The organism is Shewanella sp. DC2-4, from assembly GCF_013248875.1.
Lineage (GTDB): Bacteria > Pseudomonadota > Gammaproteobacteria > Enterobacterales > Shewanellaceae > Shewanella > Shewanella oncorhynchi.
On record NZ_JABRVR010000002.1, the window covers coordinates 3,740,013 to 3,755,359 of the forward strand.

The following is a 15,347-nucleotide window of genomic DNA, read 5'->3' on the forward strand; positions in this document are numbered from 1 at the left end:
AATAACAGCCTTAATCATGCTGTTGGTAAATCGCTTTTATCTTGCTTCGCAGCCAAGTGATTTTGGGGTTGTGGCTGTTTCTCTTATGCCAAATCAAGGTAAAAGGAATGGCGAGTTTATTAAGATATTCGCCACTTATCGGGATCGGGCGAGTGACTAAGTCAGGGTGTAATTGGCGGGCATATTGCTCACAATATTGTGGCGCAATTGCCATCATGCTGTGGTGAGGCTCTGCCGCGACAAACAGTGACTGCTCAAAACTGGCCAAGGTCAGCACAATATTACGACTCAGACCAAGCTCAATAAGCACATCATCTAAGGCCCAGGTTTCGCTCTTTTCCCACAAAATATTGATATGCGAATATTTAAGAAAGGTGTCTATATTCCACTCTTCCTGCAAGGCGGGATGATCGCGGCGCAAATACACCTGAGGAAGATCGGTAAATAAAACCTCAAAATCGATAAAATAGGGTAATAAATCAAGGGATTCCTTGGAACGTGGATGACTTTCTCGGCCGGTAAAACCCATATCAGCTTCACCACGCACAATCGCTTCGAGTGAATCGTAATCCCAATTTCGTACCTTCACCTTTGCATCAGGGTATTGAGTATAAATGGCCTGAGTCAGCTCATTAAGCATGATAAGCAACAAAGGCGACTCAAGCATTAACTCGAAGGTGAGCCCTTTGGTCATCTCATCACCGCGCTTAGCCATCAGTTGCTTACCCATTTGCAACCATTCCGATAACTCCTGCTCCATACCGTGAGCCAATGGCGTTAACTGAAATCCCTGCGGCGTTTTGACAAATAAGGGATCGTCAAACCAATCCCGTAATTTGGCCAGCGACTTACTCACAGTGGATGGCGTGACATTGAGCTTTTTGGCAGTCTTAGAGACACTCCGCTCCTGTAATAAAAGCTGCAAAATAAACAATAAGTTAAGATCAAGCCGACTCAGGGATTTGGTCATTAAGTACAATTTCCGGCAATTTAGGAACCGCTAAGATCAGTGTAATGCTCACCAGCGCACCGACAGCGAGGATCACTAATAATATATTAATCGCACTCACTTCGAGCAGACCCATCACCCAAATATATAAAGCTGAAGTACACACTTGGGCAATTCCCAGTAATGAGCTGGCAACTCCAGCCCGAGTAACAAATGGGCTGAGCGCCTGACTCATGGTGACCCCAAATCCAATCGAAAAACCGGAACAAACAAAAGCAAAACCTAACAGGTTGAATGACAGACTAACCCCGCCCAATTGAGTCAAGATAAACACCAATGCCGCTGCGGCAAATAATATCTGAGAGAACAAGATTAACGATTTTTCTTTAAACAGGTTAAGCAAAAAGGGCGTCGAAAATGAGGCTAACATACTCACCAATGCCATCATTGCCATGGTATTGGAATATTGCCCACGGTCAAACCCCATCTGCCCCATGATCAACATGGGAGAGACATTTACATAGCTTAAAATCGTGGTCACACCTAAAGTCGTTATCACCACACGACTGAGAAAAAACCGCTGTTTAAAGGATTCTTTATACCCACCCAGCTCAACTGTGGTGTGAAATTGCGGTTTAGGATAGGTTTCGTGCAATACAAAAATACACAGGATTAAGACCATTAATCCCATCCCCGCCATAGTGTTAAATAGGCTAGGCCATGGGAATTTAAGCATAATTAAATGGCCTATCACAGGCGCTATCACAGGGATAATGCAAGTCACGCCATTGACCATAGAGAGCACTTTTGCTCGGCGCTTATCGTCTAATACATCACGCAAAATCGCAAAAGCCACAACATAGCAAGAACCCGCACCAATGCCTTGTGCAAAGCGTGCCATTAAAAAGAGATCACTGGTTTGCGCACTACCGGCAAAGTAAGAGGCAATAGCAAACAGCAATGCGCCAAACAAGGTAATGGGTTTACGCCCAATCCTATCGGCTAAGCTCCCCGCAAACAGCATAGTGGTCGCCATTCCCGCAAGATACACAGAAAAAGCAATATGCAGCTGCGCCTCACTCGCCCCTAAATCCTGCGCAATTTGCGGCAAACCGACCAAGTACATATCTATCCCTGTCGGGTACAAAAACACTAGACAAAAATTGCACAATAGATATCGAAACATATACCTCACCCCGTTAGCCATCTCACACATAAGTTGCGCCTAGACTAGTTTCACTCGCGCAGATCTGTGAGTGGCATTTTCGACAACAGGTATTTCCATTGACGACCTATGGGTGGGCATAACACCACGAACGTGAAAGAAAAGTTGGTAAAAGAAGATAGAGGAAGAAAGAGGTAGAAAAATATCCCCTGTGGTTTGCGACCACAGGGGATATGTCGGTGAATGATCAGTCTACTATTCTATGAGCCCAATACTCATTGCTGAGGTTCTGGCGGTGCAGGAAGGACTTGGATCATTAAACTGCTATCGTCTTGCAGATATTGCTGCGCCAATTTATTAAGTTCTGCAACTGTCATCTGCTGCGCTAACGCTTGCCTTTGTTTAAAGGCAGCAAAACGACCAGGATGACTCTGGGCAGTTGAGGTGAGATCTAACCAAAAACCATTGGTTTGCGGCGCAGCTTGCATCCACTCAAGCACTGGTTGGCGGGCTCGATTAAGCAAATCCTCACTGATCCCCGAAGGCGCTTTAACTTGCTTAACTGCGGCGGTGAAATACTCGGCAACCGTTGGCAACATGGCTTGAGTCGTCACGCTAAACAAACCTAAGTAACCATAACCGCTGGCATTGAAATCGTTGTAAGAAAAGGCCGATGGCGAATAACTCGCGCCCGCCTTCTCCCTCACGTTTTCCGTTAATAGAATGCTTAGCACTTGCTCCAGCAGACCCAATCCCGCGTGTTGACTCAAGTGAGTCATGTCCGTTGTAGGCCACACCATGGCAAGTGCCGCCATATCAAGTTGACCATAATGCGTTAATGTTTTCTGAACGGGCACTTTCGGAAACACAGGTACTATCGACTGAGCATTAGCAATAGGGCTACGCTTAATGGCGCCAATTGTTTCAGCCACAGCAGCAATGGCACTCGCTTCGTCAAAATCGCCCACAATAGCGAGTTCAATCGCCCCTTGCTCGACGGCCGAATGGAAACTCGGCGCTAATTCTCCAAAGTGACGTTTGAGAATTTCTTCAGGCTCACCATAACCATAGCGTTTATCACCATTATGGGAGATACGGGCAAACTGATTAGAAAACTCAGATTGTGGGTTGCTATGAATACTTTGTTGCTCGGCAATCACTTGTTCACGAAACAATTGCTCAGCCTGCTTATCCATACCCGGCTCAATTAAATAAGCCGTCATTAAGCCAAGCTGCGTGCGTAGCTCTGCGGCATTAGTGCTAATCTCGCCGCCAAAACTTTGCTCACGCAGGCCTAAGTTGATGGAAATATCTTGTCCAGCAAAAATATCCTGCAGACTGTCATAATCATGGGCCTTGAGTCCCCCCTGCACAAACGCACTGTTAAACAGATAAGACAAACCATCCAACTCAGGGAATGGCACTTCACCAAAGCCAATGTTTAGGCTGACCAATGTGGTGCCTTTATTAAAGTTGGTAGGCTTAAGATTAAGGCGCACGCCATTGGCAAATTGCAGTTGGCGAATCCCCGTTTCCTTATCGCGACTGTCGGCCACTAACTTGCCTTGCTCGCCAAACTGAGTATAAGCAAACTCATCAATCGCCTTGATTGCTGGTGCGCTCACCGCTTGTTTACGGCTTTTCTCGTAGCTGGCGATAAGCTGTTTTTCAGCATTTTCAATGGGCTTATTGCTGGTCAGATACAAATACGGCGTGGCGTTCCATGTTTGATTAAACACTTGGCTTAGCTTTTGCGGTGTCACTGTTGGCATTATTTTTTCAAAAAATGCGAGCTGCCAATCAGGTTCGACAGGGACGCGATTGCCCGCCACCGAATACACTAGACTCTCGGCAATATTCACACTGTGAATAGTACTGCTCCCCGCGACACTTAGCTGATATCCCTTATGCATACGTTTGATTTGCTGGTCAATTTCCTGCTGGCTAAAACCAAACTCTTTTGCTTGACGCAGGGTTTTCTCCAAGAGTGCGATTCCCTCTTGCCAGTTATTTTCCTGCGTACCTAGGCTCATTTGTGTGCCATAGGCAATATCAAACTGCGGCCCAACCTGCAGGTTTACACCATATAAACCTTGGCTATGCAGTAATTGCGACTCCATACGGCGATACAAGATGCCGTGGGCAAGCTCGAGCAACATTTCCTGCTCCCGCACAGCAGGGTTATCGGTAATCGCTGAGATGGGTTTTAGCATGCCAAGGGAAACTGACGTTGACAGACTTGGATCAAAAAATGCCGCCGCATCGACACTTTGGCGCTCTGCGACAGTACCAATAGCTTGTTCCTTGGTTTTAGCGGCCAAAGGCGCGGCTTTCCAACTGGCAAACTGTTGTTTTATCTTTTGTTCTACCGCGGCTACCTCGATATCTCCCACCACAATTAAAGTAGTGCGTGAGGGCGTATAAAAACGCTGATATAAAGACAGCAACGCCTCGCGATTGGCATTACTGATACTGTTCGCCTCACCCACGGGGAAGCGCTTTGACAGCAATGTGTTTGGCATTAAAAACTGTAATTGGTTACGGTAATTCTCAAGATCCGCACCGCTACGTTCACGCAGCTCAGACAACACCACCGCTTTTTCACGTTCAATTAGCGCTGGGTCGAGTAATAGATTACTGCCAATTTCTCTCATTAAAAACAAAGCAGTATCGATTTTATCTTGGCTATTACTTGGCAAGTTGAATTGATAGACCGTCTGCTGAAACTCAGTCACAGCATTGGTATCGGCGCCAAAACTCAGGCCAAGGCGCTGCAATGTCGGCATCATCTCCCCCGCCGCCAATCCGGTCGAGCCATTAAAAGCCATGTGTTCAAGAAAATGCACTAATCCTTGCTCGGCATCAGACTCGACCAAAGAGCCTACATCCACCCGCATCCGCACTATGACCGCCTGCTCCGGCGTCTTATTGCTCACCAATAAATAACGCATACCATTGGCAAGTTCACCGGTATGGATCCGCTCACTCATAGGCAAGCCTGTCGTTCCCATCCACAGCGGATCTTCACTCGCCTGCAGTGGCAAAACCATACTCAAAAGCGCCAGCAGTAACCACTGACGCACAAAACTAATTACCTTGAAATTGTTCATTAAAATTCGCACTTTTCCCCCAAAATCAAACAAGAAACCTAGGAAGCGCTCACCTATGTTTCAGATAAAATAAGCTTTCACTATAGTACCTAAAGCACTTTAAGTCACAAAATCAATACCTTATGCCGTACTAAAAATAGTTTATCGCCTTGATATATAGTCAGAATATGCCGAAAAATAATGAGAGAGGAAGGAAGCTGAAACAGCTGTGGATTTAATGGTTACTGTGGAATGGTATGCATATATTAGTGAGATATTGAGTGCTTAATTGGCGAAGCCTTTCTTAAATCTAATTTCTAATTACAGAGCAATATCTTGATTGAAAATCTGAGTTGAACCCTCACAATTTTGGCTTTAAAAATCACAACACTGTTTAGATATTTCGGCTCATGGCCTCGTGAAAAAACCACTTCACAGGTAAGCCATTAATGACAAAATGCAAAAGCCCTACGAATATTCACAGGGCTTTTGTTTTATCACGCAGCTGAATCTTAAAACTGTTGAAACCAACGTTGGATCTGCTGTGGATCTTTGCTTTGCGTTAACGACAGCATCAGTAAAATGCGGGCTTTTTGCGGGTTAAGATTACCTGCTGCGATAAAGCCATATTTAGCATCGTCTATCTCGGCATCAAGCGTGGTTGCGCCTGTGGGCACTCGGCTAGAGCGAACGACTAAGGTGCCTTTTTGACTCGCCTTAGCTAAGGTGTCAAATATTGAGTGGTAAATATTACCATTACCTACACCGGCGCTGACTATGCCATCAAAACCCGCTTCAACCATAGCTTTGACAGGTAAATCGCTGGCATTGGCGTAGTTATACACTATGCCTACCTGCGGTAACTTGTCGAGTTTGCTGACATCAAAAGGCGTTTGCGTAGTATGTTGACGCTCAGTATTACCCATGTACTCAATCTTGCTGTTATGGATAACGCCAAGCGGGCCAAAGTTAGGCGCGGCAAAAGTGTGTACACCTGTAGTGTTAGTCTTAGTCACATCGCGGGCATTCAATACGGTATCGTTCATCACCACCAACACGCCTCGACCTTTAGATTCGAGGTTAGCGGCGGTCGCGACTGCGTTATACAGATTCATCGGGCCATCGGCACTCATGGCGGTTGATGGACGCATTGCCCCAACCAGTACTACAGGCTTATCGCTCTTGATGGTGAGATTTAAAAAATACGCCGTTTCCTCTAAGGTATCAGTACCATGGGTAATGACGATACCGTCGACATCTTTATCAGCCAATAGCAGATTGATGCGCTTGGCTAAGGCTAGCCAAACTTTATCGTTCATATCCTGCGAACCGATTTTAACCAGTTGCTCACCTTGAATATCGGCAAGTTGTTTCATTTCAGGCACGGCTGCAATTAAGCTACTAATGCCCACTTCACCAGCCTGATAGTTAGACTCAGTAGCCGATTGTCCGACTCCCGCAATAGTGCCACCCGTGGCAATAATACGTACCTGTGGAAGCGCCTGCGCCGCGGAGGAGAGAAATAACCCTAAAGTGACCGAGAGCAAAAGCTTACGCATTGGAAAATTCATGCTTACATCCTTTGATTAATAATAAACGCCCACAGTGTGCACTATTGTCTAAGCCTCACTGTGATAGCTCTCACTAAAATGAAATAACATATTTAGCGTTATCTAATTGATTATTTAAACTTTAAGGAAAACACCATGCATTTATTATTGAGTAGATTTAACTAATCAATGATTATTCGCTATTGACGCAGTGACAATTAAATATCGTATGGTTTATTTAATTTTAAAAACACTTGAATAAATATGTCGCCGATTGGTTAACGAATAACAAATCTATAGCTAATTTGCATCAAAAAGTAATGGCTCACACTAGTGATCCGAGTTGAGAGACTTATCTAAGAAAAAAAAGAAATACACTATTTCATACAGTTAAGTGATCACCATCCTAATCCTGTTATTGCCAAAGCGTTAAGATCTACTTCGATAGTCAAGGAGACGATTCTCCTTCATGTTTTCGATGAGTTATTCTTGATGTGTTACGTATACTTATTGTACACATCCACAACTCAATACTCGGAGATATATCTTACTATTAATTGGATTTAATAGGATCGAAATGAAAGATACTAATAGCGTACGGATCGAAGAAGATTTATTGGGCACGAAAGAAGTTTCCAATGAATTTTATTATGGCATACATACATTGCGTGCCATCGAAAACTTTAAGCTGAGTAATCAAAAAATTTCCGATGTACCTGAATTAGTCCGTGGCATGATGCTAACAAAAAAAGCCGCTGCCATGGCTAACAGTGAATTAGGCGCTGTAAGTCCTGAAATCGCTGACAAAATTATTGAAGCGTGCGATCTGATACTCACAACGGGTCGATTTGTTGATCAATTTCCGGTCGATGTTTATCAAGGAGGCGCAGGTACTTCGGTCAACATGAATACCAATGAGGTATTAGCCAACGTTGCACTGGAAATCATGGGGCTTGAAAAAGGCCGTTACGATGTCATCAACCCTAATGACCATGTCAATAAATGCCAATCGACTAACGATGCCTATCCAACAGGTTTCCGTATTGCGGTCATCAACAGTACCGATATTCTGTTAGATGCATTAACCGACCTTATCAGCGCTTTCGACACTAAAGCCACAGAGTTTAAAACCATCTTAAAAATGGGCCGCACTCAATTGCAAGATGCAGTGCCTATGACCTTAGGCCAAGAGTTTCATGCCTTTGCAGTTACATTGCGAGAAGAAATTAAGTCCATCAAACGTTGCCAAGAGTTGTTGTTAGAAGTGAACTTAGGCGCAACCGCCATTGGTACAGGGCTCAATACGCCTGTCGGTTATTCCGCATTAGCCATTAAGTATCTGGCAGACATTACTGGGCGTGCCTATGTGCCAGCGGAAGATTTAATCGAAGCGACATCCGATTGTGGTGCCTACGTTATGCTGCACAGTGCAATTAAGCGTATGGCGATTAAAATGTCCAAGATTTGTAACGACCTACGCTTACTTTCATCGGGTCCACGTACAGGTCTGAAGGAGATTAATCTTCCTGAGCTGCAAGCGGGTTCCTCCATCATGCCAGCCAAGGTTAACCCTGTGATCCCTGAGGTCGTCAATCAGGTTGCGTTTAAGATTGTCGGCAATGATATCACTATCACTATGGCCGCCGAAGCTGGCCAATTACAGCTTAACGTAATGGAACCTGTGATTGGACAGGCAATGTTTGAGTCGCTCAGTTTGATGGGCAATGCCTGTATCTCTCTACGTGAAAAATGCGTTGAAGGTATCACAGCAAATCCAGAGATCTGCATGGCCCATGTGATGAACTCTATCGGGATCGTGACCTACCTTAACCCAATCATCGGCCACCATGAAGGTGACATCATAGGCAAGATTTGCGCTCAAACGGGTAAAAATGTCCGTGAAGTGGTACTCGAACGCGGTTTGTTAACGGTTGAAGAACTCGATGACATTCTCTCAGTTGAAAACCTGATGAATCCTAAATATCAGGCTAAACGCAATACCAGCAAAGCCAAAGTGTAACTCAGTGGGGCTGGGGAGCCTTTCCCAGCCCACAACTCGATGATTCAAGAATAAGCCTGCGCAGAGTGAATATGCGTAGGCTATTGAAATTAAAAAATAAAATAGAGTTAACACTATGATTATATTAGAGATAATTATCGTCCTCGGGGCTATTTACCTTGGTGCAAGGATGGGTAGCATGGGAGTCGGCTTCGCTGGCGGTGTCGGGGTACTGATACTGACCGCGGGGATGGGACTCAAACCGGGCAATATCCCGATTGACGTGATCCTCATCATTATGTCAGTTATCACCGCGATTGCGGCCATGCAAGTGTCTGGAGGGATGGATTATTTAGTCTCACTGGCAGAAAAATTATTACGTAAGCATCCCAAACAAATCACCTTTCTGGCCCCTGTCGTCACCTATTTCATGACACTCTTTGCGGGTACAGGCCACACAGCATTCTCCACCTTACCTGTTATTGCCGAAGTCGCAAAAGAGCAAGGCATTCGCCCCTCTCGTCCCTTATCTATTGCCGTTGTCGCATCTCAAGTCGCCATTACCGCCTCACCGATTTCAGCGGCTGTCGTGTTCTTCTCAGGTATCTTAGAGCCGTTTGGCGTAGATTATTTAGTACTGTTAGCCGTTTGTATTCCCTCAACTTTCCTCGCCTGCATGGTCGGAGCCGTTGTTGCCAACTTAATGGGTAAAGAACTGGCCGATGATCCTGTCTATCAAGAACGCTTAGCCAAAGGTTTAGTTAAAACACGCGGTAAAACTGAGATCAAAATTAAAGCCGGCGCGAAACGATCTGTGATGATTTTCTTGCTGGCGATTGCGGCTGTCATGGCCTATGCCACTGCGATATCTGACAAAGTCGGTTTGATTGTTGACCCTGTATTGCCACGCGACGCCGCCATTATGGTGCTGATGCTCACGGCAGCTGCCGCTATTACGATTTTCTGTAAGTTAGACGCGAGCGAAATATCCAATGCGGCCACCTTCAAGTCAGGCATGTCAGCCTGTGTCTGTGTATTAGGTGTGGCTTGGTTAGGCGATACCTTAGTGTCGAATCATATCGAGGAAATCAAAGATTTAGCCGGCACCTTACTGCAAAGTCAGCCCTGGTTATTATCGGTAACCTTATTCTTTGCCTCCATGCTGCTCTACTCCCAAGGCGCGACAACAAAAGCGCTAATGCCCGCAGCCTTGGCGATTGGCGTAAGTCCATTGACAGCCGTAGCCTCGTTCGCCGCCGTCAGCGCGCTGTTTGTATTACCGACTTACCCCACGCTACTGGCTGCGGTCGAGATGGATGATACCGGCTCGACTCGGATTGGTAAGGCGGTATTTAACCATCCGTTCCTGGTCCCTGGCGTTGTGACGATTGCCACCAGTGTGGCATTGGCCTTCCTGTTTGGCGGCATGATGCTGTAGCTCAATTTTACCCTAAGTGCTCTCAGGGCTAATGCCTACAAATGGATTAACCCTCTTCTTTTAATCTGTATCTATAGACTTTGTTTTGGCGTGATGCAGGTACATTCACGCCATAGCAAATCGAGTAAGAGGTGAATTAATGTCAGCAAAAACGCGTGTTCCTACCGCCATTAACGGCGGACCATTTGGCCAAGCTTGGTCGGCTAAAGCAGACTGCTTACAAAGTGCGACAGGGCTTATATTAGGTATTTTCCTCTTATTTCATATGCATTTCGAGGCGAGCATTTTATTTGGTAAAGAAACCTTCTTTCACATGGTGCAATTCTTAGAAGGCAGTATGTTTAGCTCGACGGGTCATGGCTTCCCCATCGTGACCCAGATCATTTCAGTCATTATGCTGGTGATTGTTGCAGTACATGCCGCCACCGCACTACGTCGTTTTCCGGTGCAATTAGGTCAATGGCGAGCGATGCGTGGCTTCATGTCGACTATCAAGCATAGAGATACCCAAGCATGGTTCTGGCAGATGATCACCGGTTTCTTACTGTTTTTCTTAGTGTCAGCCCATCTTGCCACTATGATTTTAAACCCTGATATTGGCCCTCACCTTTCGGCCGAACGGGTTTACCACGATAACGCTTGGCTCTTATACGTGGTGTTTTTACCTATCGTGTTATTCCACGGCATCGTTGGTTTATACCGAGTGATATTAAAGTGGGGTGTGAGTAGTAACCGTCCACTTATCCGCACTATAGCGCAAGTATTGATCGTCTATTTATTGTGTTTAGGCACATTAAGCCTAGTGACCTATATCAATATTGGTATCGAATTAGTTTTGCCGGTACAACCGTTTATTCCTCAGTAATGGGCATGACGCTATCGGCGCACTTAGCCTATATAGCAAGACAAACAACATACGGATCCTCCTCTGATACATAGTTGCAGCGCATCTATGCCCGAGGAGCGCAATGATAAATCCATGAAATGTTATCTAAATTATTAGATAAGGATCTGATTTGAAAATCATTTATACAGACTCATTAGTCATTGGCGCAGGATTGGCAGGCCTTAGAGTCGCGATTGCCACCAAAGAGCGAGGCCTAGATACCTTAGTGCTATCGTTAATTCCCGCAAAACGTTCACATTCGGCCGCCGCACAGGGCGGAATGCAAGCCAGCCTAGGCAATACCGTTAAAGGCATGGGCGATAACGAAGACATTCACTTTCAAGACACGGTAAAAGGTTCTGACTGGGGCTGCGATCAAGACGTCGCACGCATGTTTGCCCACGTTGCACCAAAAGCGATCCGCGAACTCACCAACTGGGGCGTACCTTGGTCGAGAATATCCGCCGGCCCACGTGAAGTCATCATGAACGCGCAAAGGGTAACGCTCAATGAGGCTGAAGAAGCTCACGGCCTAATCAATGCCCGCGATTTTGGTGGCACAAAAAAATGGCGTACCTGTTACACCGCAGACGGCACTGGCCACTCTTTACTGTACGCGGTCGATAACCAAGCTATCTCCATGGGCATTCCAGTACATGAACGGATTGAAGCACTGTCGCTGATCCATGACGGTAAGCGTTGCCATGGAGTCATTGCCCGCTGTTTAGTCACAGGTGAATTGCGCGCTTATGTCGCCAAATCCACCACCATCGCCACTGGCGGTTATGGCAAGATTTATGAAATATCGACCAATGCCACCATCTGCGAAGGCATAGGCCAAGCGTTAGCACTCGACACAGGTGTCGCCACCTTAGGCAATATGGAAGCGGTGCAGTTTCACCCTACCGCCATAGTGCCCGCGGGGATCCTTACCACTGAAGGTTGTCGTGGTGATGGCGGTATTCTGCGCGATAAAGACGGTCATCGCTTTATGCCAGATTACGAGCCAGAGAAAAAAGAACTCGCCTCCCGCGATGTGGTTTCTCGCCGCATGACAGAACACATGCGCAAAGGCAATGGAGTCGAAAGCCCTTACGGCCCGCATCTGTGGCTGGATATTACGCAGCTGGGCCGTGAGCATATCGAAACCAACCTGCGCGAAGTGAAAGAGATTTGTGATTACTTCCTCGGTATCGATCCGTGCAAAGATTGGATCCCCGTCAGGCCAACCCAGCATTACTCCATGGGCGGTGTGCGCACCAATGCCACAGGTGAGAGTCCACAACTCAAAGGACTGTTCAGTGTCGGAGAAGCGGCCTGTTGGGACATGCATGGTTTTAACCGTTTAGGCGGTAATTCGGTGGCAGAAACTGTGGTCGGCGGCATGATCATCGGTAAATATGTGGCTGATTTTTGTGAGAATAACGACTTAGAAATTGATACCGCACTGACTCAAAAATTCATCGATAAATTACAGCAAGAAATCGATGGGCTGATCGAAGGCAACGGCACAGAAAACCCCTTCCAAATAAAGAAAGAAATGCAACGCATCATGATGAACTACGTCGGGATCTTCCGTAATGGACCCGAGTTAGATAAAGCCATCAAAGGCTTGAAAGACTTACTGCTGCGGGCAAAAAATCTTGGCCTTAAATGTAAAAAACGTCACTCCAATCCTGAGTTAGTCGAAGCGCTGCGCGTCACCCGTATGTTGAAAGTAGCCCTAACCGTCGCCTGTGGCGCAGAAGCTCGCACTGAAAGCCGCGGCGCACATTCACGGGAAGATTACCCACAACGCAACGATAAAGATTGGCTCAACCGCACGCTGGCAACTTGGCCAGATGCCGAATCACTTGAACCAGTACTGCGTTATGAAGCGCTAGATGTGATGAAAATGGAGCTACCACCGGGATACCGGGGCTACGGTAACGACAATACTATCGCCCATCCAGATACCGAAAAACGCGTACAAGAAATCAATCAAGTGCTCGCGAGCTTAGGTGATGACCCCGATAGAGACACACTGCAGCGAGCCCTGATGCCATACGAGCTGCCAAGCCACCTGCAGGCTCCTAATGAACGCCTCAGCGATACCTTAGCGATCACTCCAGCCCAACCGGTAGGAAACAAACCACTATGAGCCGTCAAATCAGCTTTAATATCTTTCGCTACGATCCGCAAGATGGCCAAGACAAGCCAAAGATGGAACGTTATCAGTTGACTGAAACACCGGGCATGACAGTATTTATCGCCTTAAATCAACTACGTGAGCTACAAGACCCTTCACTGCAGTTCGACTTTGTCTGCCGCGCGGGCATCTGTGGCAGTTGCGCCATGGTGATCAATGGTTTCCCCACGCTTGCCTGTCGCACGTTAACGGCAAATTATCCTAATGGCGAAATCACCCTCATGCCGCTACCAGGCTTCGAGCTGATTGGCGACTTATCGGTGAACACGGGTAAATTTATGCGTGAATTAGCCGAACGCTTAAAACTGTGGCTGCACCCTAGACCCGATGATCAGGACATTCATCGCCTCGAAAATCCAATGGCACCTGAAGAAGCCGCGCGGATCTATGAGCTAGAACGCTGCGTCGAATGTGGCGTTTGCGTGTCGGCCTGCGCCACCAAACAAATGCGTGACACCTTTGTCGGCGCGGTTGGCATGATGAAAATTGCCCGCTTCGAAATGGATAGCAGAGACAGCCGCAGCGCGGATGATTTCTACCATGTGATTGGCAATCAAGATGGCGTGTTCGGCTGTATGACGCTACTCGGCTGCCAAGATAACTGCCCCAAAGATTTGCCACACATGCAGCAAATCGCTTACCTGCGCCGCAAAATGGCCGCGACCATACTCTAATCCTCCCTCTAACGTCCCGCTGTTTTGGCGGGATTGATAGGATTGCACCTTTCCAAAACCAGCTGACCGCTTTTATCTGTCAGCTGCTGAGTTACGAAGCCTAATTTTCTTAGTTAGGCGCCTCCCCAGCACTATCACAAGTGCAGCTCCTTACTACTAGCGATACAGCTCAATCGGCAACAAAATCCATTAGCGTAACGCGAGTAGTTGTTATGTAAGGAAACATAAATGAAACCGTCTAAACTCACATCAGCCATACTTGTGCTGAGCTTTGCCACACCTATTTTTGCCGTTCAAGCCAATAATACAGCAGAAACCAATGACGAATTACGCACTGAGTTACAACAAATTCAGCAGAGACTCGCCATGCTCGAAGCTCAAGAAAATGAGCCATCAGTGCCATCGGATACCCAGTTTAATTTTTATGGTTCTTTACGCCCAACATTCGGAGTGAGCAACTTAAGTTCAGACGAAGTGTGGGATGTGAGTGATGCCAGCTCACGGATTGGTTTTGCCGCAGAGCAAAAGCTCAGCCACGGCCTAACAGGCTTTGCTAAAGGCGAATTTAAAGTCGACATCAAAAACGACGGCGACTTTGGCGACGCACGTCTAGCATATGTCGGTATTGAAGGCTTATTTGGTCGGTTCGCCATCGGTAAGCAAGCCGTTACTCAGGAAATGATTTCTGATCCGGTCGATATCTTTAACCGCTCAGGAACACCGCTTGCCTATGACAGTGCGAGCCCATTCAGAGTGAATAATCTAGTCACCTATCGTAAGCAATTTGGTGATATCTTATTTTCGGCCGATGGACAATTCGACGGCGACAATAAAGAGAGTAACGGCAGCGACTTTGTCAACGCCGGCGTGCGCTACAAAACTGACTTTATCTACATCGCTGCGGCTTTTTATAACAAAGAGTTAGACGACGGCACCGATGAAAATACTCTAGGCGTGACCCTATCAAAGAGCTTCGACTCTTTATACCTCGCCGCAGCCTATCAAGACATAGACAAAGATGACGCCGATGGATCCACACTTGACGTCGTAGCAAGCTACGCCATCAATGAAAGCTATAAAGTTAAGCTAGGTGTATCTAAATATGATGATGGTGGCAACGATGTGACCTCTAAAACCTATAATGCCTACAACACTACGCTTGAATGGCATTTAACGTCTATGTTCAGAACCTTTGTCGAATATCAAAAAACCGATTACGAATACCTTGAAACCAATGACCAAATCATGATCGGCATGCGTTATAACTTCGATTATACGTTCTAAGTTTCTATCTCAAGCGTATAGTCATGTAAGTGAAGGGTTTAACGACCTCACAGCAAAAAACTTAAAAGCATAAAGACAAGAAACAACAAAGCCACGACTCGCGTGGTTCTTGTACAGAACTTGAT

General features: G+C 46.4%; 10 protein-coding genes. 6 read left to right on the plus strand and 4 right to left on the minus strand.

From position 1 onward, the window contains the following. Window positions 1-10: 10 nt before the first annotated feature. The 4 genes from yidZ to ansB all read right to left on the minus strand — a co-directional run bounded on the left by yidZ (window position 11) and on the right by ansB (window position 6,774). Window positions 11-970, minus strand: coding sequence for an HTH-type transcriptional regulator YidZ (gene yidZ / locus HQQ92_RS17025; RefSeq protein WP_173247026.1), 960 nt, complete (start codon window positions 968-970; stop codon window positions 11-13). Then, window positions 945-2,135: an MFS transporter gene (locus HQQ92_RS17030; protein WP_173247029.1), complete on the minus strand. Its 1,191-nt coding sequence runs from the start codon at window positions 2,133-2,135 to the stop codon at window positions 945-947. Before HQQ92_RS17030 ends, yidZ begins: the two co-directional genes overlap by 26 nt. A gap of 254 nt (window positions 2,136-2,389) precedes the next feature. Then, a complete protein-coding gene (locus tag HQQ92_RS17035) occupies window positions 2,390-5,224 on the minus strand; it encodes a pitrilysin family protein (protein ID WP_217272643.1) in 2,835 nt (944 codons plus the stop codon). Between the two features lie 491 nt (window positions 5,225-5,715). Beyond that, entirely contained in the window at window positions 5,716-6,774 is a 1,059-nt protein-coding gene (ansB, locus tag HQQ92_RS17040) for an L-asparaginase 2 (protein ID WP_105251343.1), read from the minus strand. Window positions 6,775-7,330: 556 nt separating this feature from the next. On the opposite strand from ansB, the gene aspA reads away from it, so the two are divergent. The 6 genes from aspA (at window position 7,331) to HQQ92_RS17070 (ending at window position 15,222) form a co-directional block, all read left to right on the plus strand. Beyond that, window positions 7,331-8,773, plus strand: a complete 1,443-nt coding sequence (aspA, locus tag HQQ92_RS17045) for an aspartate ammonia-lyase (protein WP_131524382.1) — start codon at window positions 7,331-7,333, stop codon at window positions 8,771-8,773. 115 nt (window positions 8,774-8,888) lie between these two features. After that, entirely contained in the window at window positions 8,889-10,190 is a 1,302-nt protein-coding gene (locus HQQ92_RS17050; protein ID WP_105251341.1) for an anaerobic C4-dicarboxylate transporter, read from the plus strand. Window positions 10,191-10,329: 139 nt separating this feature from the next. After that, window positions 10,330-11,055: a fumarate reductase cytochrome b subunit gene (locus tag HQQ92_RS17055; protein ID WP_113940029.1), complete on the plus strand. Its 726-nt coding sequence runs from the start codon at window positions 10,330-10,332 to the stop codon at window positions 11,053-11,055. A 151-nt stretch (window positions 11,056-11,206) separates the two neighbouring features. Then, entirely contained in the window at window positions 11,207-13,216 is a 2,010-nt protein-coding gene (locus HQQ92_RS17060; protein ID WP_173247032.1) for a fumarate reductase flavoprotein subunit, read from the plus strand. Further along, window positions 13,213-13,938 (plus strand): fumarate reductase iron-sulfur subunit, encoded by a 726-nt coding sequence (locus HQQ92_RS17065; protein WP_105251338.1) that lies wholly within the window; start codon window positions 13,213-13,215, stop codon window positions 13,936-13,938. Before HQQ92_RS17060 ends, HQQ92_RS17065 begins: the two co-directional genes overlap by 4 nt. Window positions 13,939-14,166: 228 nt before the next feature. After that, window positions 14,167-15,222, plus strand: a complete 1,056-nt coding sequence (locus tag HQQ92_RS17070; RefSeq protein ID WP_173247035.1) for a porin — start codon at window positions 14,167-14,169, stop codon at window positions 15,220-15,222. Window positions 15,223-15,347: the final 125 nt, after the last annotated feature.

What these genes read in the sequence shown, in the direction of transcription:
- yidZ (WP_173247026.1), bottom strand. Translation starts at nt 970, where the DNA reads ATGACCAAATCCCTGAGTCGGCTTGATCTTAACTTATTGTTTATTTTG.
- HQQ92_RS17030 (WP_173247029.1), bottom strand. Translation starts at nt 2,135, where the DNA reads ATGTTTCGATATCTATTGTGCAATTTTTGTCTAGTGTTTTTGTACCCG.
- HQQ92_RS17035 (WP_217272643.1), bottom strand. Translation starts at nt 5,224, where the DNA reads ATGAACAATTTCAAGGTAATTAGTTTTGTGCGTCAGTGGTTACTGCTG.
- ansB (WP_105251343.1), bottom strand. Translation starts at nt 6,774, where the DNA reads ATGAATTTTCCAATGCGTAAGCTTTTGCTCTCGGTCACTTTAGGGTTA.
- aspA (WP_131524382.1), top strand. Translation starts at nt 7,331, where the DNA reads ATGAAAGATACTAATAGCGTACGGATCGAAGAAGATTTATTGGGCACG.
- HQQ92_RS17050 (WP_105251341.1), top strand. Translation starts at nt 8,889, where the DNA reads ATGATTATATTAGAGATAATTATCGTCCTCGGGGCTATTTACCTTGGT.
- HQQ92_RS17055 (WP_113940029.1), top strand. Translation starts at nt 10,330, where the DNA reads ATGTCAGCAAAAACGCGTGTTCCTACCGCCATTAACGGCGGACCATTT.
- HQQ92_RS17065 (WP_105251338.1), top strand. Translation starts at nt 13,213, where the DNA reads ATGAGCCGTCAAATCAGCTTTAATATCTTTCGCTACGATCCGCAAGAT.
- HQQ92_RS17070 (WP_173247035.1), top strand. Translation starts at nt 14,167, where the DNA reads ATGAAACCGTCTAAACTCACATCAGCCATACTTGTGCTGAGCTTTGCC.